Here is a 22162-nt window from a genome sequence, read left to right as displayed (position 1 = left end):
TTAGGAATAATATGTTTTTAGAGAAAGATGTAGATTTAGTCTTACTAGACATGGATGGTACATTATTAGATTTACATTATGACTCTCACTTTTGGCTAGAGTTTGTACCCAGCCAATATGCATTATTGCATCGTTTATCTATTGAACAAGCCACTACTTATGTTTTTGACCAATACAAAGCCGTGTGGGGAACGTTATCTTGGTACAGCTATGATTATTGGACTGAAACCTTAGGCTTGGATATCCATCATTTACAACATGCTAATAAGCATAAGATTAAATGGCGAGAAGATACGCTTTGGTTTTTGAAAAAGTTAAAAAAATTAGGTAAGAAAATTGTTATCTTAACCAATGCTCATCCAAGTGGTATTGCGCTGAAAGATCAACAAACGCAACTGTTGTCTCATGTTGACCTCGCTATTTCTAGCCATGAAATCGGCCATGAAAAAGAAAGTGCATTTTTTTGGGAAGCAGTAAAGAAGCAACTCAATACAGACTTTTCTCGCTCCATTTTTATTGATGATAGCGAGAAAATTTTAGTTGCTGCTCAGTCTGCTGGTGTTGAATATCTAGTCGGTATTAACAAACCGGATAGTGAAAAGCCCGCACAAGCGATGCAAAGCTTTTCAACTATTACTGAATTTCAGGAGTTTTTTCAACCTCACTATCAGCTATTAAAATAGCTCTTCATCATATCCTTCTGTTGAAGAGTCACTACTTTGATTGTAATTACTTTGCTCAGGTGCATAGTAAATAGGCACTGTGCCTGATTTAAAGTATTCAATCAGTGTTGTGTGATCAGTGACCGTCGATAGGAACCCTGTTGCTCTATCTATTCGCGCGTTAACAATATTATCTGGTCGTGGAGGTGAAAAAGTTGGCTCTCCTGCCATGGTTTCAACCATAAATGCATTCCAGGCTGGCAAGGCAGTGCTTGATCCATACTCACCGCCTGAAGATTGACTTTTACCTAAGTTGCTATTGTAAGCTGCACGACCTAATTCACGATTAAAGTCATCGAAACCAACCCATGAAGTGGCAACACTATTACCAACAAAGCCAGAGAACCAAGCATCTTTGGAGTCATTGGTGGTACCTGTTTTGCCGCCCATATCTTGGCGCTTAACTGCTTTTCCTGCTCGTGCCCCGGTGCCATTCCAACGAGTCTTATGCGCCCAGTCGCCACCACCCCAAACTGCGGTACGCAATAGTTCACGGGTTAAAAATGCAGTAGCAGGAGAGATCGCTGAAGGTGCTATTTGTGTTTCATCGACTGCCGCAATAACACACACCTTAGCATCACCGTCTATCATTGTTTCAATCGCTAAGGGATCTGTTTTTTCTGCTTTACCTTGGTATGTTTTAATGCATTCTGGACAAACAATTTTAGGTTCTGCTTGGTATAAAACAGTGCCGTATGCATCTTCAATACGTTCAATCACATAAGGTTCAATCTTGTATCCGCCATTAGCAATGATTGCATAACCCGTAGCTAATTCTAACGGTGTCATTGATGCTGATCCCAGTGCAATAGAGTTACTTCTTGGCATGTCTTCTGGTTTAAAGCCAAATTTAGTGAGTTGATCAATAATTTTATCAATACCTAAGTCTTGCACTAATCGAACTGATACAACGTTTTTTGATTGTCCTAATGCTCGACGCAATCTAATGGGACCTAAATAAATATTTGGTGAATTTTTTGGACGCCAAGCTTCATTTCCACTCCATTCATTAATTGGTGTGTCATTTACTAAAGTCGCTAAGGTGTAGCCGTTATCAAGGGCGGCAGAGTAAATAAATGGTTTGATATTAGAACCAACCTGACGTTTAGCCTGAAGCGCACGATTAAATTTACTTTGCGCAAAACTAAAACCGCCGACTAGTGATGTAATTGCGCCATCTTGAGGGTTTAGCGAAACAAAGGCAGCACTCACTGCAGGGTATTGTGATAGTTGTAATTGTTTCACGGAAGTCGTTTGTTTTTTGTCTTTGACTTCAATATCGACTTCTCGAGTCAAAATTTGCTCACCTACGCTGACAATGTCTTTTGCTTTTTTGGGAGGATTACCCTGTCTTGAATCGGATCTAAATGAGCGAGCCCAACTTAAACCGTCCCAATCAATGGTTGATACTTTTTCCTTATCACCTTTGATGATGACATCAATACTTTTGTCATTAACAGCAACGACTACCGCTGGTTTTAAATCAACATCGCTGGCTTCTTGTGCTAGTGCTTCCTCTATCTTTTCTGTTGTCCACGGAGTTTCATCTTCAGTCCATAACACCTTAGTTGCACCACGGTAACCATGGCGCATGTCGTAATTATGCAGGTTTTCCATGACTGCTTTATTTGCGGCTTGCTGTGTTTTTTTAGTGATCGTGGTGTATACATTGAAGCCTTCGTTATAGCTTCGCTCTTCTCCGTATAACTCAATTAATTTATTACGTGCAATTTCAGCAACGTAGTGTGCTGATAGCGTAATTTCTGCACCATGGTAGCGGCTTAAAACAACTTCATCACGTGCACTTTGATACTCTTCTTGAGTAATATAGTTTTCATCTAACATACGCAGTAAAACAATGTTGCGACGTTCCGTTGCGTTTTCAACTGAATAGATAGGGTTTAAACGTGAAGGCGCCTTGGGAAGGCCTGCTAATACAGCCATCTCAGAAAGCGTTAATTCTGAAACTGTTTTACCAAAATAAACTTGGGCAGCTGCGCCCACACCAAATGAACGATGTCCTAATGCTATCTTATTGAGATATAGCATTAAAATTTCATCTTTGGTTAATATTTGTTCTATCTGTATGGCAAGGAATATTTCACGGACTTTACGCAAAATAGTTTTTTCATTGGTTAAGAAAAAGTTTCGTGCCACTTGCTGGGTGATTGTACTCGCCCCCTGCTTTGCGCTGCCAGATAATATATAAACACTAGCTGCACGCATGATACCAATCGGATCCATACCAATATGTTGATAAAAACGACTATCTTCGGTGGCAATAAAGGCATTAACAAGTTGATCTGGTATCTCTTTACGTATTAACGGGATACGTCTTTTCTCACCAAATTGAGAGATCAGTTCACCGTCTTTGCTGAGTACTTTCATTGGTACTTGCAAAGGGATTTCTTGAATACTTGTTACATCTGGTAAATCTGCTTTTAGTTGGAAGTAGATAAATGTTATCGCAGCAACACCTATAACACCCAAGAAAATAGCTACTATGAAAAGTCGCTTTATCCATTTCATCATATTCGAATCATTCCATCTATGTTGTGAGCATGTCACTTTTTTTATTTAATATTAGATATATTGGATATGTAGTATATAGTTATAAATCATGAGTTAAAGAGGGAACTGAGACTTATTCAATTTGAACGTTATCTAATTGAGACTCAAGCTCATATTTTATTTCAATTAACTATTTTATTAGCACTTACTGCAGCAAGGAAGTTATGTTCTCTGGATTTAAAAGACTAGGTCCTAGCGGTGTCATTGGCATTGATTTTGGCTCACATTCAATCAAAGCTATCGCACTCTCTAAGGGGCAAGGAACCTATCAAATTGATGGTGCCGCAGAAGCTGCTGTCCCAAAAGGATTGATTGTTGATAACCGCTTAGAAGATATTGATAAAGTAACCTTAATTATTAAACGTTTAAGAAAATCCTTTCCTAGTAATTATAAAAATGCAGCCATTGCAGTAATGGGCGCAGATGTTATGACAAAAGTTATAACCATGAGTTCCGATTTAAATGAATTAGATTTAGAAGCGCGTATTGAATTAGAAGCAGAAACCATTATTCCTTTCCCATTAGATGAAATATTTATAGATTTTGAAATAATGGGACCTAATGAAGCGGATAGTGCTTTAAATGATATTCTGGTCAGTGCAGCTCGAAAAGAGCGTGTTTTATCACAGGCACAGTGTGTTGATGAAAGCGGCTTAACTACTACTATTGTTGATGTGGCAAGCCATGCTCTTGCTCGAGCCTCTGAATTAGTATTTACTCCTGAAGATTATAATCATGGTATTGCTGTCGTAGATATTGGTACCTCACAAATGATGTTGAGTGTTTTATACCAAGGTAATGTTATTTTTACTCGTAACAAAAATCATGGTGGTGCAGTGTGTACCCAAATGATTGCGGATCGTTATACACTTTCATTTCAGGATGCAGAAAAAGCAAAATTAGAAAATGATTTACCCGTCGATTGCCAATCTGATGTCATCGCTCCGTTTGTGAGTATGACGGTCAATCACCTTCGCTTTGATTTGCGTATGTTTACTAACTCTCCTAATAACGTTGCTATTACTAAGTTAATATTAACTGGAGGAGGTGTGTTAATGCCTGAGTTAGTCGAGCAGTTAAGAGCTGAATTAGATATTGAAGTGGAAGTTGCAGATCCTTATCTAGGTTTTGAATTCAAAAACAAGGCTGATAAAGGAGCATTAACGCAATCAGGTAGTAAGTATATGATGGCGCTAGGTTTGGCATTAAGAGGAGTTATATAGTGTCAAATATAAACTTATTACCCTGGCGTGAAGAGTACAAAAGGAAGAAAAAAATAGCCTTCTTTGTATTGCTAGGCATGTGTTGTCTAGTTACATTAAGTATATGTTATTTAGGTAAAATATATGTTGATGAGTTAATTGGAGCACAGAATTCACGTAACCAATTTTTACAAACTCAGACAATTATTTTAGATCGCCGTATTGCAGAAATACGTAACATTAAAAAAGAAAAAGCAGAATTAGTGCGACGTATTAATTTGATTCAAGAATTGGAGGAGCGTCGTAATTTGATCACGCGTTTTTTTAATACCTTGCCCGTAGTGACTCCCGCGGGTGTTTATGTTGATTCAGTGACCTTTAAAGATGGACGTATCGATGTGAAAGGTCTTACTGAGTCTAATGGTCGAGTTAGCAATATGGTCCGAAATGTTGATAATTCTGGTTGGTTAGGCGATGCATCATTGCCTTCTATTGTTAGTGGTCCTGATAAACCGATTAAGCTTTATAAGTTTGCCATGAATTTTATTGTTCTTCCTGAAAAAGGATTAAAATAATGAATATTAATGAGTTGGATTTAGAAACTATCGGCAGTTGGCCTAATCTACATAAAGCAATTACCATTTTAATCGTTTGTATTCTTTTCGTTGGTGGCTTCTATTATTACGTCATTGATGATCAACTAAAAAAATTGGCACAAGTAGAAGCAAAAGAAATTGCACTTAAAAAAGAATTTACTGTTAAAGCGGCGATTTCTTCAAATCTTGAAGCCTATCGCGAACAAATGAAAGAGATCGAAGTGATTTTGGATGGCTTAGTGAATAAGCTACCGAGTAAAAAAGAACTTGCAAGCTTGTTAGATGATATTAGCTTTATTGGTTCCAATAATGGTCTTCAATTTAATAGTTTAAATTGGGGAGTTAAAAAGCAATTAGAGCTTGCTGAAGAAGTGCCGATTAGTATTAAAGTGGTAGGTACTTATGAACAATTAGGTAAATTTTCAGCGGATATTGCAGCACTTCCTCGTATTGTGATATTGGATAACTTGCGTTTAAAACATAATGATAAAAATACTCTACTGTTAGAGATAGTTGCTAAAAGCTATCGTTATAAAGAGGAGCCTTAGTGAAAAAATTATTACCTTTATTAATGAGCTTTTCTTTGTTTGCTTGTGTTGATGTACAGGTTGATGATCTAGAGGTGTTTGTTGCTGATAGCAAATCTAAAGTCTATCCGCTAAATGATGACATTCCAGTGTTGAAAAAAATTGATACGCTGACTTACACTCAGGAAGAAGCCAGAAGCCCTTTTTCTCAGCCTCAAGCTGAAGTTGCTACAGAAGTCAGAAATACACCTAAAAGTTGTCCTCAACCTAACTTTGAGCGCAAGAAAGAGGCATTAGAAATGTTCTCTCTTAGCAATATGAGAATGCGAGGGACCTTAGAGATTAATGATCAACTGTGGGCATTGGTACAAGTTTCAGGCAATGAAATACATAGAGTTAAACCTGGATATTATTTAGGATTAAATCATGGGAAAGTATTAAAAGTGACCTCCTCACAAATTGATTTATTAGAGCTAGCATCAGATAGCAGCGGTTGTTGGCAAGAACGTATTACTCAGCTTACTTTACAGTCAGAATGAATTTAATCAGGGATGAAATTTAAATCATGAAATTTAGAAATATTAAACAAACAATGCTGTCATGTATTGGACTTACATTGTTTTTGTTGTCTTCTATTGCGGCTGCCGAGCCACAACTTAATAAGCTTGATGTCAACCCGATGACTGATGGCAGGTTAGAACTAAAATTTGGGTTTAATGCGTTGATTAATAACTACGTAGATAAGCTTCATTATCGCCCAAATAAATTGGTTATTGATATTAAAAATGCGAGTTCAGTGCTTGAGAAGAATCCTGTCGCTATCAATAAAAACGGTATCAATGATGTTGAAACTAGTCGAACCTCAGGCGGCCTACGTTTAGTGATTAACCTTGAAGGATTATTACCATATCGTATTTTTCAACAGGGGAATTATTTGACGGTTCGTTTTGGTGATGCGGTACAAAAATCGATCACAACGCAATCAGAAGCAAGCATTGCTGCTGCGATTTTACAAAATACAGGTGTTCAAACCTCGCAAAATACTGTCACTAAATCTGCTAAAGAAAAGTCAGCCACAGTAGCAGTTGAGAAACCTAAGGGTTATGTTAACACTATTTCAGATATCGATTTTAAACGTGGTTCAGAAGGTCAAGGTAAACTGTTTGTTTATTTAGATAACTCAAGTGTTGCTGTGGATATTAGACGCCGTGATCAACAGTTAATTGCAGAGTTTCAAAGTACTTATATTCCTAACGAATTATTATACATAATGGATGTGGTTGATTTCTCTACAATCGTAGAGAAGGTCGAAACCTTCAGAGAAGACGGTAAAACACGGTTTGTTTTTAATATCAAAGACGAGTACAACTACCGCTACGATCAGTTAGATACATTATTTATGATTGAAGTATCTGAAAAACCAAAAGATAAAAAAGAAACCGTTTACGAAGGAAAAGCTATTTCGCTTAACTTCCAAGATATTCCTGTACGTACGGTATTACAGTTGATTGCTGACTTTAATGGCCTTAACTTGGTGATCACGGACTCTGTAAGCGGTAATATCACATTACGTCTTGATGACGTTCCTTGGGAGCAAGCTTTAGACATCATCTTAAAAGTAAGAGGTTTAGGTAAACGCATGGACGGTAACGTGCTGATGATCGCACCTGCCACTGAATTAGCCGCTAAAGAGCGTGAACAACTAGAAACTAATAAACAAGTAGAAGATTTAGCTCCTTTATATTCAGAATTTATTCAAATTAATTATGCAAAAGCATCGGATATCGCGGCTATGTTATCGGGCAATAGCGCAAGCCTGCTTTCTGAACGTGGTAATGTCAGTATTGATGCACGTACCAATACGTTATTAATTAAAGATACTGCATCCGTGATTGATTCAGTCAAAGAAATGGTTGAAGTATTGGATATTGCTGTGCGCCAAGTTGTTATCGAAGCGCGCATGGTCACCGTGAGTGATTCCGTAGGGGAAGATTTAGGTATTCAATGGGGAGTTTCAGGCAATGCAACGGATCCTTCATCTAGTACTACGCTATCTACTTCAGGAACTATTGCTGGTATTGAAGGAGGCACAACGGGTGATGTTAATGATCGTTTAAACGTTAATCTGCCTTCAGCATCGGTTGCCGGTTCTATTGCGTTTCAAGTCGCTAGGTTTGCAAATGGCGATATTTTGGATTTAGAGCTATCAGCATTAGAGCAAGAAAATAAAGCGGAAATCATTGCTAGTCCACGTATTACCACGTTAAATCAACAAACGGCTTATATTGAACAGGGTACCGAAGTGCCTTATGTGGAATCATCGTCGTCAGGCGCTACCTCGGTGAGCTTCAAAAAAGCGGTACTCAGCTTAGAAGTGACGCCACAAATTACACCCGATAATAAACTCATCTTGGATTTGGTGATCACTCAAGACTCTGTTGGGGACACTATCTCTACGGGTACAGGTGAAGTCGTTTCAATCAACACCCAAGAAATTGCAACTCAGGTATTAGTTGATAATGGGGAAACCTTAGTATTGGGAGGTATTTACCAGCAAGAAGTTACATCTTCGACTAAGAAAGTTCCTTTTTTAGGAGATATTCCTTACTTAGGTTATTTCTTTAGAAGCACTAGCCAGGATAATAAGAAAGCTGAGTTATTAATTTTTGTTACACCGCGTATTGTAATGCAAACAAAATATTAATTAGATACCGATATTTACTATCAGCCTGAGGTTTATCTTCAGGCTTATTTTTTTATGGCTTGCAATACCTTATTAACAATTGCGATAATAAGGCACTTCTCTTTAATTTTTAAGGGGCTTCCCAGTAATCAACCACTTGAGTAAACATTCAACATGGCAGAACAGCGTAATATATTTCTAATTGGCCCAATGGGGGCTGGTAAAAGCACAATTGGCCGTCAACTAGCACAAATGCTGCACTTAGACTTTCTTGATTCAGATAGTGAAATTGAACGTAAAACCGGCGCAGATATTGCCTGGGTATTTGACGTGGAAGGTGAAGAAGGTTTTAGAAACCGCGAGCAAGAAATGTTAGATGAACTAACTAAAAAGCATGGCATTGTTTTAGCGACAGGCGGTGGAGCGGTTATTCGTCAAGAAAACAGAACTCACCTATCTGCTCGTGGCATTGTCGTTTATTTAAAAACAAGCGTGCAAAAACAGTTAGCAAGAACGTTAAAAGATAAACGTAGACCTCTTTTACAAACAGATGATCCTCAATCAGTACTGGAAACATTGGCAGAAAATCGCAACACACTGTATGAAGAAGCTGCAGATTATGTTATCGAAACTGACGAGCAAAGTGCAAAAGTTGTTGCAAGTCAAATTATCGCTTTATTGGATTTTTAATGGAAAAATTACTCGTTGATCTAGGTGATCGTAGTTACCCTATCTCTATTGGACCAGACTTATTAGCTGATACTTCATTGTTTAGTAGTGCTATTAGCGGTAAAAAGGTCATGATTGTGACTAATGATGTGGTTGCTCCGCTTTATTTAGAAGCGTGTAAAAACACATTAAAAGATTATCAAATAGATGAAGTCATTTTACCTGATGGCGAGCAATATAAAAATCTGAGCACATTTGAGACGATATTAAGTGAGCTGTTAGCAAAAAAACATGCTCGAGATACTACTATTGTTGCATTAGGTGGCGGTGTTATTGGAGATATGGCAGGTTTTGCTGCTGCATGTTATCAGCGTGGTATTGCTTTTATACAAATTCCAACCACTTTGTTATCACAAGTTGATTCATCTGTGGGCGGTAAAACAGCTGTTAATCATCCTCTAGGTAAAAACATGATTGGGGCTTTCTATCAACCACAAGCTGTTGTAATTGATATTGAATGTTTAAAAACACTACCTGCACGTGAGTTTGCGGCGGGCATGGCCGAAGTGATTAAATATGGCATTATTTACGATCAAGACTTCTTTATTTGGTTAGAAAACAATATTGAAGCGATTAAGTCACTTGATGCAACAGCCATCACTTATATGATTAAACGTTGTTGTGCGATTAAAGCAGAAGTAGTGGCCTTAGATGAAAAAGAACACGGTATACGAGCGCTATTAAATCTTGGCCATACTTTTGGTCATGCCATTGAAGCTGAGCAAGGTTATGGCAACTGGTTACATGGTGAAGCTGTTGCTGTGGGAATGGTGTTAGCTGCGGAAACTTCTTATGTTTTAGGCTTAATCGAACATACAGAAGTAGAGCAAATCATTGATCTTATTGAAGCCTTTGATTTACCATTAGCCGCACCACCTGAAATGCAATACCAACATTTTGCAGAGCATATGCAACTGGATAAAAAAGTCCTTAACGGGCAATTACGTTTAGTGCTGCCGACATCAATCGGTACTAGTGCATTATTTGATAATGTGAGTGATGTTGTTCTTCGTGACGTTATAGAATCATAATCAATCATGGTCGAAAGGACATTAATTTCGCTCCCTTCTCAGTTGCAGCTGATAGAAAGGCTGCAACATCTGATTTACTTATCTTCTTCTCTTATCTTTGTGTCTGGCGAAGCTGGCGCTGGGAAAAGCACACTGACAGAAAACTTATCTAATACATTACCTACTGATTTAAAACAGGTTTATGTTTCATTGGTTAATGAGCCAACAGCTGCTAAATTGCGTCAGCAAATAATTTCTCAATTATTTGATAAAGCATTATTCAATGCAGAAGATAAGTTGTTGGATAGTATTTTACGTTTACAACAGGCTGAAAACCGGTCCCTTAATAGACTCATTATTATTGATAATGCAGATCATTTACCTACTGACTTTATCGCCGAATTATGCGAGCTATTTTCAGATAACAGCCTTGCCCAAGACAATACACTTAATGTCCTGTTACTTACTGAACAAGCAGCTACAGAGCAGTATTTAGACTATATAGATACACATCTAGCCAGTCGAACCAAAGACTTTTTAAACCACGTTGAATTAACGCTGCCAGTGCTTAACACACAGGAGGCGAATGCATTATTACAACATAACTTTCAACAAGTCGACTACCATGCAAAACTTCAACATCAAGACGCACTAAATCAACAACTTAGGTTATGTAATGGCAATCCACAAAAAATAATTAAACTAGCTGATGATTTAAGCCAAGGGTTGTTAAAGCCTATTACTACTTCATGGGTTCAAACACGATTACCTGCTATTGCCTTGATGCTTTTTTTAGTCGCTATTGTGAGTGCTATTGCAGTTTACTTATACCCAAAATTTATTCCCAACAAATCACTCTCGGAAGCTGAAAATGCACAGGCGCCAATTGATAGCACTTATATTGCCTTAGAAGAAATTAAGGAAGTAGAAGGAATGCCCGAAGAGCACAATAGCTCTGAAGTAAATGCTGTAGAAGATAGCGAGGAAGACAATGAAGACTCAAAAACTGCTGCTGCAGATACTCAAGCTCCGCTAAATGAAGGACCAGAAAAACTAGCGGCTTCATGGGCAGATCTCGATCTTGATGTTATCGACAACCAAAGCCAGGTGGGTTTATCTGATGCAACAGAGAAGCGAGTGGTGATTTCTGGACAACAACTATTAGAATTGTCCGTTGCGATTGAAGCAAAAGATGCCGATGTAAATGAACAAGTATTGCTTGAGGATGATTCATCTACTCCTTTAACTGCTCCCTCAATTACCACTGAAACTAGCGTTGAAGCATCTACCGGTAAAGTTAATCAAACAGAGAATGAACAACAAGTTCCGTTATTGTTAAGGCTTCCGGTTGATAACGAAAATAATCTAGTTGAAAATGAAACAATTACAGATAATCTAAATGACTCCAAGGCTCTGTTAAACAGTGAGCAAACTGCAACTACGGCACAAGAAACAGTATTAGATAAACAAGATACTATTGAAACAGTTGCAGACGCTAGCAGCGAAGATTTAGTCAACGACAATGAGCTTGAGAGTAAAGCTCTGCCGTTAAGTATCGCAGAGCAATTACCAGTGAATATAAATACCGCTGCAGCAGAAACCGCGGTACAACCAGTCAATAATATCAGCACAAGTTTTAAGCAAGAGAGCTTGTTTACCGACTCAGATACTCTGTTTGCAAAGGATGCTAGTCATTACACGTTACAACTATCAGGTATGGCTTCTCGTGAATATTTAATTGAATTTCAAAACCAATATCGTTCATCGTTGGAAAATATATATATCTATCAGACAGTTCGTCAGGCGAAACCTTGGTATGTCATTATTTATGGTGATTATGACTCAGTAAAGTCTGCCCAATTAGCGGCTAAAAACTTACCCAATGCATTTAGAAACATGCCTTCTTGGGTTAAAAAATGGCAAGTAGTACACAATGATTTGCGGTTAAATAATGAATAAAAAAAATAGAGCTTTTTTAAAGTGGGCTGGTGGAAAATACACATTAACGGAGCAAATTAATGCTCGCTTACCTGCAGCAAAGCGCCTAATTGAGCCTTTTGTTGGTGCAGGTTCTGTGTTTTTAAACAGTGATTATGATGAGTATATACTCAATGATATCAATCCTGATCTCATTGAAATGTATAAGATTATTAAGCGTAAACCTAAGCAGTTTATTCGTGATGCAAAAGTCTATTTTCAGCCTGAATATAATCAAGAGGCTGTGTATTATGAATTACGAAATAAATTTAATTGCAGTCAGGATGTATATCTACGTTCATTATTATTCTTATACATGAATCGTCATGGTTACAATGGCTTATGTCGTTATAATAAAAGTGGTGGTTTTAATGTACCTTTTGGACGTTATAAGCAACCTTATTTTCCAGAGGCTGAGTTATTATTTTTTTCTGAAAAAGCAAAAAAAGCTACGTTTACCTGTAAACCCTACCAAAAACTCTTTTTGTATTTACGTGATAGCGACGTGCTGTACTGTGATCCTCCCTATGTACCTTTAAGTAAAAGTGCCTCTTTTACTAGTTATGCAACGCAAGGTTTTAGCTTAGATGATCAAGCTCAACTAGCAAAATTGGCGCGGGAAAGTAAAGCGGCAGTATTATTGAGTAATCATGATACGACGTTAACGCAAGAGTTATACAGAGAGGCTGATTGTGACAAAATTTTTGTATCGCGAACGATCAGTAGTAAGTCTACAGATCGTAAACCTGTTGCAGAGTTATTTGCCTTTTTCCCCGCTAAAAATGGATCCTAGAGACAAACTTCAAAAATAACTTATTTAGTCGCCACATAGGAAATAAAAATTAGTGTGTTAGAGCTGCCTTAGGTAGAATAATGCACTCATTATTTAGCTCATTTCTATTTAGGGAAGCACTACCATGACTGATTATTTAATTGCACCTTCAATTTTATCTGCAGACTTTGCGCGTTTAGGTGATGACGTTCAAAAAGTACTTGATGATGGTGCAGATGTTGTGCATTTTGACGTAATGGACAACCATTACGTACCCAACTTAACGATCGGTCCAATGGTATGTAAAGCATTACGTGATTTTGGGATCACAGCACCTATCGATGTTCATCTAATGGTTGAACCAGTAGACAGTATGATTGTTCAGTTTGCTGAAGCGGGTGCCTCTATTATCACTTTCCATCCTGAAGCATCAAAACATGTGGATCGCTCATTACAACTTATCAAATCTTACGGTTGTAAAGCTGGGTTAGTATTAAACCCTGCAACCTCTTTAGAAGAATTAACACATGTTATGGATAAATTAGACGTAGTGTTATTAATGTCTGTAAACCCTGGTTTTGGCGGACAATCATTTATTCCCCATACACTTGAAAAATTACGTCAAGTACGAAAATTGATCGATCAAAGTGGACGCGATATTCGCTTACAAGTGGATGGTGGTGTTAAAACTGACAATATTAAAGAGATCGCAGAAGCGGGTGCTGATATGTTTGTTGCCGGTTCAGCTATTTTTAACCAACCTGATTATAAAGCTGTGATTGACGAAATGCGTGAGCAATTAGCACAAGCAAAATAGTGAAATTTTATTATGTCTCAATTAACTGATATTAAAATAATTTGCTTTGATCTTGATGGCACTCTCGTGAACAGTGTGCCAGATTTACGTTTAGCATTAAATGCAATGTTAGATGACTTAGCTTTACCTCACGTTAATGATCTATTGGTTAAAACGTGGGTTGGTGATGGCATTCCTAAAATGGTTGAGCGTAGCTTGCTGCATGTACAAGGTAAAGCAAGCTCTGAAGCTGAATTAACCCAAGCAGTGTCTATTTTTGAAGAGTATTACCAGCAATTTTTAAATACCGAATCTGGGTTATATCCTGCGGTTCGAAGCACTTTATTTTCACTCCAAGATAAAGGCTACAAAATTGCGTTAATCACTAACAAAGCGGAGCAATTTTTACCTAAATTACTGGCTTACTTTGGGATTAATCGTTGCTTTGATTTACTACTGGGTGGTGATACCTTAAGTAAAAACAAACCTGACCCAATGCAAATATTCCATGCCTGTGAATATTTTAATGTACCATTATCTCAAGCGGTGATGGTGGGTGATTCACGTAATGATATTTTAGCTGGGCAAAATGCAAAGATAAAAACAATCGCACTAACATACGGTTATAACTATGGTGAACCCATCGCAGATATTAACCCTGATTATATTATTAATCATTTCGATGAATTATTAACATTACTATAAACGTAATGAAGGAAATTAAAGATGACTAAACCAGTTGTATTAAGTGGCTGTCAGCCTTCAGGTGGCTTAACTATTGGCAACTATATGGGCGCTCTACGTCAATGGGTTGCTATGCAAGAAACTCATGATTGCTTATTTTGCCTTGTTGATTTGCATGCTATCACTGTACGTCAAGACCCTAAAGCATTGCGTAGTGCTATCTATGATGGATTAGCAATGTACCAAGCAGTGGGCATTGATCCACAAAGAAGCACTATGTTTATTCAGTCACAAGTCCCTGAGCATGCAGAGCTTGCATGGATTTTGAATTGCTATACGCAAATGGGTGAATTGAATCGCATGACGCAATTCAAAGAAAAATCACAGCGAAATGTTAGTAATATTACTGCCGGATTATTCTCTTATCCTGTATTAATGGCTGCGGATATTCTTTTATATGGTCCACAAAGTGTACCTGTAGGCAGTGATCAAAAACAACACCTTGAGCTAGCGCGAGATATTGCTTCCCGCTTTAATAATGCCTATGGCGATACGTTTGTTGTGCCTGAACCTGCGATTCCAGAGCATGGAGCGCGCATTATGAGTTTACAAGAACCGACTAAAAAAATGTCTAAGTCCGATGATAATGAAAAGAACTTTATTGCATTATTAGAAGATCCTAAAAAGATCATGAAAAAAATAAAAAGTGCAGCAACAGACTCAGATGAAAAAGCACGTATCTATTTCGATACAGTTGAAAAACCTGGCGTGTCTAACCTACTGACCTTACTGTCATGTTCTACGGGTAAAAGTATAGAAAGCTTGATCCCGGAGTATGAAGATAAAATGTATGGGCATTTAAAATCTGATACCGCGGATGCTGTTGTGACATTACTTGAGCCAATTCAATCACGTTTTAAAGCATTACGTGCAGATGAACAGGCATTACAAGCAATGGCAAGAGTAGGCGCTGAAAAAGCACGTCAACGTGCCGCAGAAACACTTGCAAAAGTTTATGACAAAGTGGGTTTCTTACCAAAATAAGTGACTAATGCTTATATCTTGAATGCTAATAGTTATAAAAGGCTGATTTAAAAATCAGCCTTTTTGCTTTCAATTAGTCAAAAATGGCAATTTAAAGTGAGGATTCACCCAAACCTTTACCTGCATCTTTTTTATTGATCAATTCAATCATATAACCGTCCGGGTCTTTCACGAATGCAATCACTGTTGTACCACCTTTCACTGGGCCAGGCTCACGAGTTATCACACCACCTAAACTTTTTATTTTTTCACAAGTTTGGTAAATATCATCCGTTTCGATAGCAATATGACCGTAAGCATTGCCTAAGTCATAGCTCTCTGTTCCCCAGTTATAAGTTAGTTCGATAACCGTTGTATTAAGCTCATCACCGTAACCTAAGAAAGCAAGAGTGTATTTATACTCAGCATTTTCGGATTGGCGTAATAATTTCATATCCAATACTTGTTGATAGAAATCCAATGACTTTTGTAAATCACCTACACGCAACATAGTGTGCAATAAACGCATAATCTATTTCCTTTTCATAAAATAAAAACAAAAAAAGCGAATATCAATTCGCTTTTTTATTGAAGGAGCAGTTTAATTAGTTGATTAATATAAATCTTTAATTAAAAACTTAACTGTTGAAGCGATTTCATCATCGCTACAGTCGCTACAAGTGCCTCGAGCAGGCATCGCATTAAACCCTTGTATTGCATGGGTAATTAAAGTTTCTTCACCCTGTGCAACACGAGGCTGCCATGCATCAGCGTTACCTTTGATAGGTGCGCCAGCGGCACCAGTAGCATGACATGCGACACAGTATGTATTGTAAATTTTCTCACCTGATCGAGGGCCTGCTGGTTCACTTGAATCGTTCCCTGCACTTGCAGTTTCAATTTCACCATCAATATAAACGTCACCAATCGGGGCGACACGATTTGCAATCGCTTCTTCAGATAGATCTTGTGTAAAGCTTGGTGCACTAAATAGGCTCAATGAAAGAGCAATAAATAGGCTAAGACGTTTAATAAGGATCACGTGAACTCCTGTAAATGTTAATAAAAACTAATATTCAAGTTAGCTTGTTGTTAAAGTATTAATTATAACGAGATTGCCATTAACTACCAATCTCTTTATGGATATTATTGTTTCCAGTTCACTATTTTCTTTTCATTACCGGTCAGTAGCCGTCGAATATTACTGATATGACTAACAATAATTAAACACGACAACATTAGAACAGGTAATGTGAACTCCGGTTTAATATAATTGACAAAGACAGGAGCAGCAATAGCAGTGATGATTGCCGCTAATGATGCGTAGCCACTCAGAGCAACGACTATTAGCCAAGTAATTAGTGTTAATCCGGTCATGTCCATGCCTAAGGGTAATAATATGCCTAATCCTGTTGCTACACCTTTTCCCCCTTTAAAATCAAAATAAGGTGGAAAAATATGTCCTAAACAAGTCGCAATACCAATAAAACCGATAGCAAAAGGTGGGATACCCAGATAATAAGCAAAATAAACAGGAAAAGCACCTTTCAAAAGATCGAAAATGAACACTAAACTGGCAGCTTGCGCACTGTGAAGGCGAAGGATATTAGTTGCTCCAGGATTTTTCGAGCCCTGTGAGCGAGGATCTGGCCAACCTTTTATTTTACATAATAAAATTGCGCCATTTAACCCGCCAATAAAATAAGCAGATATGCTAAAAATAAGTGTAGCCAGTATAATCATGGTACTTATTTAATCCCAATCAGGTAAAATGTGGCGCATTATAATAGACACCAAGATAAAAATTTGAGTATCTTATTATAATATTTAATTTAACGTGTCGAGTTTACGCGTTAAGGGATATAAAAAAAAGCATCAGCGATTAAAAAACAGACACATCACGGGGTTTAAAATGGATATTGTTTTTATTAAACAGCTACAAGTAATTAGTACGATTGGGGTATATGGCTGGGAAAAGTCAGTACAACAAAAGCTGTATTTTGATTTAGAAATGGCTTTTGACAACCGTCCTGCTGCCGATAGTGACGATATCAACCTTGCTCTGAACTATTTCAGTGTCTCTGAATGTGTGTCCCAGTTTGCTCAGCAAAATCAGTTTGAATTAATTGAAACAATGGCTGAACGTGTTGCGGCATTAATTATGCAATCATTTCCAGTGCCATGGATTAAGTTAACGTTGCATAAACCTGGTGCGTTAGCTAATGCTCAAAGCTTAGGTGTGCAAATAGAACGCGGCAGTAAGTAGTGGCACATATTTTTATTGGCATTGGTTCAAGTATCAACCGTGGTGAAAATATTCGTGAAGGTGTTTTAATATTAAAAACCTATTTTTCAGACCTGCAATTATCTACTGTTTATGAAAGTGAAGCTGTGGGCTTTGACGGTGGCAATTTTTATAATTTAGTGGCTGAATTTAATAGCGATTTATCCGTCAAAGAAGTGATAACAATTCTTAAACGGATAGAAGTACAATTAGGACGCCCAGAAAAAGCCATTAAATATGCACCGAGAACTTTAGATCTGGATTTATTATTATATGATCAAAAAGTTGACTCAAATAATGATCTCCCACGTGCTGAAATTACTAAAAATGCCTTTGTATTACAGCCATTAGCTGAACTAGCACCTACTTTAAAGCATCCTATATTGACTATCAGCTATCAGCAGCTGTGGTCACAGTACCCTAAAAACAAACAAAAATTATGGGAAGTAACCACGCCTATTTTCGATTAATAGCACCATCACTATTTTAATAAATGAGAACATAATGAGTATTTTAGAAGTTGTAGTCTTAGCCTTAATACAAGGTTTAACTGAGTTTTTACCTATTTCTAGCTCAGCACATTTAATTTTACCTTCGGTATTATTTGGCTGGCAAGATCAAGGCTTAGCCTTTGATTTAGTATTAAACATCGGCACATTAGCGGCAGTTCTTATCTATTTTTATCGTGAAGTGACCAATATGTCCGTGGCTTGGGTTGATTCAGTTAAAAATAAAAATCATAGCCAAGACAGTAAGTTAGCATGGTGGATTATTCTTGCTACCATTCCTGCTGCTGTAATAGGTTTTTTAGGCAAAGATTATGTGGAAATGTATTTGCGTAGCGGTTACGTGATAGCGGTCACCACTATTTTATTCGGTTTATTACTGTGGTGGGCAGATAGTAAAGCGAAACAAGTTAAAACTGAATATCAAACGGGATTAAAAGGGGCTATTTTTCTAGGTTTTGCGCAAGCATTAGCACTTATCCCTGGTACATCTCGTTCAGGCATTACTATTACGGCTGGCTTGATGTTAGGTTTAACACGTAATGCAGCGGCTCGTTTTTCATTTTTAATGTCAATTCCAATCATTTCTATGGCATCGGGTTATGATTTATTAAAATTTATTTTATCCGATGAATACGTAGATTGGCCATCACTACTATTAGGTGCAGGTGTATCATTTATTAGTGCTATTTTATGCATTCATGTTTTCTTAATACTACTGAACAAGGTCGGTATGCTACCTTTTGTTATCTATCGTTTATTATTAGGCGCTGCTTTATTTTATGTATTAGCGTGATTTTTAATAAAGGCCGACTTTTGGTAACTTTTTACTTTTACTAAACCCCGACTAAAGACTGCGTTATCTGTTCTTTAGTCGGGTTTAATTAACGTGAGTGCTGCTCTTTGAACGCTTGTACTTGCTGAATACGCTGTTCATTTAGTTTGTGCCTGATTTCCATCCCTTGAAACCCTTCTTTGATAATCTCTTGGATATCAACCTTTAGAGCTTGTTGAAATGCTTGCCACATATAATCGGCTGTCGGATAAGGTAATAGCTCAAAACCGGTGCGTCCTTTTGAGTCTGCAACACAACATTGTAACATTTGTTGGAATCGTTCTGGTTTACGCCATGCATCACATTTATCCATGATCCCAACCATAGTGCTTGCTCTTAATTCAAAAGCACTGTGGATATTGGTGTGGTGTTCGCTAACTAACAGTGCCAAATCTCGACAATCATTAGGTACTTTTAAGCGCTTACAGAATTTTTTGATCACTGATAAGCCTTTCATACCATGACCTTTATGACTTGGCCATTCACTCTTGGGAGTTAACGCTTTACCTAAATCATGCACTAAACAAGCAAACCGAAAGGCAACAGAATCAGAGAGTAGAGCCGCTTGCTCGACCACCATTAAGGTATGAATTCCGGTATCTATCTCTGGGTGCCAGCGTTTAGGAGCGGGGACGCCATATAAGTTATCAACTTCAGGAAATAGTGCCGCTAAACCACCACAGTCTCGTAACACTTGAAAATATGTTTGTGGGCTATCGGTTTGTAAGGCTTTTTCTGTTTCGGTCCAAATTCGCTCTGGGCTTAAGCTCTGTAGCTCACCACTTTCAGCAATATTCGTCATTAATTGCAGTGTTTCTTCTGCGATACTAAAACCGAGTTTAGCGAAACGTGCTGCGAAGCGAGCCACCCGTAATACTCTTAAGGGATCTTCACTAAATGCAGGACTGATATGGCGTAATATTTTTCTCTCTAAATCTTGTTGTCCACCATAGGGGTCAATTAATTGTTGATCTGTAGATTGAGCTATTGCATTGATCGTGAGATCGCGTCGTGCGAGATCATCTTCTAAACTGACATCTTGACCTGCGTAACAACTAAAACCTGTATAACCAATCCCTTGCTTGCGCTCTGTTCTTGCCAGTGCATATTCTTCTCCTGTTTTAGGATGTAAAAATACTGGGAAGTCTTTACCTACTTGATTGAAACCCTGTGCTAGCATGTGCTCTGGGGTACTATTAATTACCACGAAGTCACGGTCTTTAACTTCGAGCCCTAATAGTTGATCTCTAACTGCGCCGCCAACTAAAAATACACGCATAGTTTCCCCCTTAATGAATTATTTGGTTATTATACTGAAACTATCTGAAGATGCAGAAGCTTGTCATCATCTTTCTAAAATAATAGCAGGTATCTCGCTGAATAAAGCATCTCGATTGGTAACGGGTATATAACTCTTGTTAAGCTTGAGTAATGTCGAAGCAGTAATGGCTTTATAAAACGTTTATGATATTCATTAAGACAAGCTAGCTCTCTGATCTTGCGTCAATAGGGCTCAACACATTGTTTAAGGTTTAAAATGTATCAAGAATTTTTTTCGTTAAAAGAACAACCATTTTCAATTTCTCCGGATCCCGACTTTTTATTTTTGAGTGATCGCCATAAAGAAGCGCTTGCACACTTAATGTATGGCTTACAGGGCAATGGTGGTTTTGTTTTATTAACAGGAGAAGTCGGTACAGGTAAAACCACGGTATGCCGAGCACTATTAGAGGATATGCCTGCAGAAACGGATATCGCTTTCATCCTGAACCCTGCACAAACAGAAGTTGAGTTATTAGCTACTATTTGTGATCAACTTAATATTGAATATGAACAGAGTAGAGCGAGCTTAAAAACGTTATTTGATGCGATCAGTGGTTGGATGTTGCACAATTTAGAGAAAGGACGCAGTGCAATTGTGTTGATTGATGAAGCACAACATTTGAGCTTCTCAGTGCTAGAGCAATTAAGGTTGTTAACTAATATTGAGTCAAACAATAAAAAACCATTACAAGTTATTTTGATTGGACAGACGGAGTTACAACAAAAACTGAAAGAAAATCAATTACGCCAATTAGCACAACGCATTACTGCACGTTATCATTTGTTGCCACTGACTTTGCAAGAAAGTGAATATTATATACAGCATCGCCTCAATGTAGCGGGGGCAAGCTATCCTATTTTTGAAACACGATTACTAAAACGTATATTTAAATATAGCCGAGGCATTCCACGATTAATTAATCTTATTTGTGATCGCAGTATGCTCTGTGCATATAGCCAAAGTTCGCCTAAAGTAACGGCTAAAATGATCGATTTAGCGGTAAAAGAAATTGATTTAAGTCTAGATGATGGTCATGCAACTGAGTCCGTGAAGCTGTTCTGGCGCTTTGTTTTATTATTACTATTAACGGGGTTCACGGTCTGGCAAGCACCTAAAATATATCATCATTTTAATCAACCTCAACAAGCTATCGAAACCCTTAGTGAGCTCGGTTTTTCTAACTCATCTACACCTACATCACCATCAATGCAAGTAGCAGAAGTTAAAGTAAAGCCGTTGCAAACAGACTCAGAAGTTAGTCCCTTGCAATCTTCAATCACAGATAACCTCAACTCAGAAAGTGATACTTTCACCTGGTTCGATAGTTATCCTGAATTAGACTTAAGCCAAGGTTATTTTGCAAATGCGCTGCAAACCCTATATGCGGTTTGGGGTTATCAAGTTGATTTAGCCGATGCAAGCTGTGAACAGGGAGAAGTTGCTTCATTGTTATGCTTTTCTGATAATATTTCGTTACAAAAACTACAGCAGTTAAATTATCCTGCTGTGATTAAGTTAGCTAGCGATCAAGATATTGTATATGCGGTGCTTTATAAAACCCAGCAACAAGATCAAGCGCAATATGAAGTATTAATTGGTAAGCAAAAAATATCCGTATCCGAAGCATGGTTAGAAGAGTATTGGAATGGAGGCCTGACTTTATTATGGAGAACGCCCTTTGATATTAGTAAGCCATTAAAGTTTGGTGAAAAAAGTCAACGAGTTGTTTGGTTAAGCACGCAATTAAATAATTTATCTGGTCTGACAGTGGCTAATAAACAGCGCTTTGATTGGAAGCTTAAGGAGCAAGTAATTGAATTTCAAAATGATAATGGGTTAGTTGCTGACGGCATTGTAGGGCGACGTACCTTGATGTTCTTAGTGCAACAATCAGAACCTAATATTCCATCGTTGTTATAGG

22 protein-coding genes are annotated in these 22162 nt (G+C 37.8%); 17 read left to right on the top strand and 5 right to left on the bottom strand.

What is annotated here, in order from left to right:
* The first annotated feature begins 11 nt into the window (after positions 1–11).
* A complete protein-coding gene (yrfG, locus tag MT391_RS08110; RefSeq protein WP_499497495.1) occupies positions 12–683 on the top strand; it encodes a GMP/IMP nucleotidase in 672 nt (223 codons plus the stop codon).
* On the opposite strand, the gene MT391_RS08105 is transcribed toward yrfG, so the two are convergent.
* Positions 675–3251 (bottom strand): penicillin-binding protein 1A, encoded by a 2577-nt coding sequence (locus MT391_RS08105; RefSeq protein WP_499497567.1) that lies wholly within the window; start codon positions 3249–3251, stop codon positions 675–677. The two genes, yrfG and MT391_RS08105, sit on opposite strands and share 9 nt — an antisense overlap.
* A 206-nt stretch (positions 3252–3457) precedes the next feature.
* On the opposite strand from MT391_RS08105, the gene pilM reads away from it, so the two are divergent.
* From pilM to trpS, 12 genes are all read left to right on the top strand, one after another.
* A complete protein-coding gene (gene pilM / locus MT391_RS08100; RefSeq protein ID WP_499497493.1) occupies positions 3458–4516 on the top strand; it encodes a type IV pilus assembly protein PilM in 1059 nt (352 codons plus the stop codon).
* Complete coding sequence (locus MT391_RS08095; RefSeq protein WP_166368872.1) at positions 4516–5070, top strand: PilN domain-containing protein; 555 nt, start codon at positions 4516–4518, stop codon at positions 5068–5070. The genes pilM and MT391_RS08095 overlap by 1 nt, the downstream gene beginning before the upstream one ends.
* A complete protein-coding gene (locus MT391_RS08090) occupies positions 5070–5639 on the top strand; it encodes a type IV pilus inner membrane component PilO (RefSeq protein ID WP_499497491.1) in 570 nt (189 codons plus the stop codon). The genes MT391_RS08095 and MT391_RS08090 overlap by 1 nt, the downstream gene beginning before the upstream one ends.
* Positions 5639–6157: a pilus assembly protein PilP gene (locus MT391_RS08085; protein WP_166368870.1), complete on the top strand. Its 519-nt coding sequence runs from the start codon at positions 5639–5641 to the stop codon at positions 6155–6157. Before MT391_RS08090 ends, MT391_RS08085 begins: the two co-directional genes overlap by 1 nt.
* A 26-nt stretch (positions 6158–6183) precedes the next feature.
* Complete coding sequence (locus MT391_RS08080) at positions 6184–8322, top strand: type IV pilus secretin PilQ (protein WP_499497489.1); 2139 nt, start codon at positions 6184–6186, stop codon at positions 8320–8322.
* A gap of 153 nt (positions 8323–8475) precedes the next feature.
* Complete coding sequence (gene aroK / locus MT391_RS08075) at positions 8476–8991, top strand: shikimate kinase AroK (protein ID WP_166368866.1); 516 nt, start codon at positions 8476–8478, stop codon at positions 8989–8991.
* Positions 8991–10061: a 3-dehydroquinate synthase gene (aroB, locus tag MT391_RS08070; protein ID WP_166368864.1), complete on the top strand. Its 1071-nt coding sequence runs from the start codon at positions 8991–8993 to the stop codon at positions 10059–10061. The genes aroK and aroB overlap by 1 nt, the downstream gene beginning before the upstream one ends.
* Before the next feature lie 6 nt (positions 10062–10067).
* A complete protein-coding gene (locus tag MT391_RS08065) occupies positions 10068–11999 on the top strand; it encodes an AAA family ATPase (RefSeq protein WP_499497487.1) in 1932 nt (643 codons plus the stop codon).
* Positions 11992–12810: a Dam family site-specific DNA-(adenine-N6)-methyltransferase gene (locus tag MT391_RS08060; RefSeq protein ID WP_166368860.1), complete on the top strand. Its 819-nt coding sequence runs from the start codon at positions 11992–11994 to the stop codon at positions 12808–12810. The genes MT391_RS08065 and MT391_RS08060 overlap by 8 nt, the downstream gene beginning before the upstream one ends.
* A gap of 124 nt (positions 12811–12934) precedes the next feature.
* Complete coding sequence (rpe, locus tag MT391_RS08055; protein ID WP_299663675.1) at positions 12935–13606, top strand: ribulose-phosphate 3-epimerase; 672 nt, start codon at positions 12935–12937, stop codon at positions 13604–13606.
* Between the two features lie 12 nt (positions 13607–13618).
* Positions 13619–14290, top strand: coding sequence for a phosphoglycolate phosphatase (locus MT391_RS08050; RefSeq protein WP_166368856.1), 672 nt, complete (start codon positions 13619–13621; stop codon positions 14288–14290).
* A 21-nt stretch (positions 14291–14311) separates the two neighbouring features.
* Positions 14312–15313, top strand: coding sequence for a tryptophan--tRNA ligase (gene trpS / locus MT391_RS08045; protein WP_166368854.1), 1002 nt, complete (start codon positions 14312–14314; stop codon positions 15311–15313).
* Positions 15314–15404: 91 nt separating this feature from the next.
* Here trpS and gloA read toward each other — a convergent pair whose 3' ends face one another.
* The 3 genes from gloA to plsY form a co-directional block, all read right to left on the bottom strand.
* Positions 15405–15821, bottom strand: coding sequence for a lactoylglutathione lyase (gloA, locus tag MT391_RS08040; RefSeq protein WP_166368852.1), 417 nt, complete (start codon positions 15819–15821; stop codon positions 15405–15407).
* Between the two features lie 84 nt (positions 15822–15905).
* A complete protein-coding gene (locus MT391_RS08035) occupies positions 15906–16334 on the bottom strand; it encodes a c-type cytochrome (protein WP_166368850.1) in 429 nt (142 codons plus the stop codon).
* 104 nt (positions 16335–16438) lie between these two features.
* Positions 16439–17035: a glycerol-3-phosphate 1-O-acyltransferase PlsY gene (plsY, locus tag MT391_RS08030; protein ID WP_299663682.1), complete on the bottom strand. Its 597-nt coding sequence runs from the start codon at positions 17033–17035 to the stop codon at positions 16439–16441.
* Between the two features lie 169 nt (positions 17036–17204).
* Between plsY and folB the strand changes: the two genes are divergently transcribed.
* Genes folB through MT391_RS08015 form a run of 3 tightly spaced genes read left to right on the top strand, consistent with a single transcriptional unit; the run spans position 17205 to position 18878 of the window.
* Positions 17205–17558, top strand: coding sequence for a dihydroneopterin aldolase (folB, locus tag MT391_RS08025; RefSeq protein ID WP_166368846.1), 354 nt, complete (start codon positions 17205–17207; stop codon positions 17556–17558).
* Positions 17558–18046, top strand: a complete 489-nt coding sequence (gene folK, locus MT391_RS08020; protein WP_166368844.1) for a 2-amino-4-hydroxy-6-hydroxymethyldihydropteridine diphosphokinase — start codon at positions 17558–17560, stop codon at positions 18044–18046. Before folB ends, folK begins: the two co-directional genes overlap by 1 nt.
* A gap of 34 nt (positions 18047–18080) precedes the next feature.
* Positions 18081–18878: an undecaprenyl-diphosphate phosphatase gene (locus tag MT391_RS08015; RefSeq protein WP_166368842.1), complete on the top strand. Its 798-nt coding sequence runs from the start codon at positions 18081–18083 to the stop codon at positions 18876–18878.
* 88 nt (positions 18879–18966) lie between these two features.
* On the opposite strand, the gene MT391_RS08010 is transcribed toward MT391_RS08015, so the two are convergent.
* Positions 18967–20196 (bottom strand): multifunctional CCA addition/repair protein, encoded by a 1230-nt coding sequence (locus MT391_RS08010; RefSeq protein WP_499497485.1) that lies wholly within the window; start codon positions 20194–20196, stop codon positions 18967–18969.
* A gap of 258 nt (positions 20197–20454) precedes the next feature.
* Between MT391_RS08010 and MT391_RS08005 the strand changes: the two genes are divergently transcribed.
* Positions 20455–22161 carry an ExeA family protein gene (locus MT391_RS08005; RefSeq protein ID WP_499497483.1) on the top strand — a complete coding sequence of 569 codons (1707 nt, stop codon included), beginning with the start codon at positions 20455–20457 and terminating at the stop codon, positions 22159–22161.
* The last annotated feature ends 1 nt before the right edge of the window (position 22162 follow it).

It is taken from the genome of Vibrio sp. 1-Bac 57, assembly GCF_037546855.1.
GTDB lineage: Bacteria > Pseudomonadota > Gammaproteobacteria > Enterobacterales > Psychromonadaceae > Psychromonas.
This window is presented reverse-complemented; position numbering and strand designations above follow the sequence as displayed.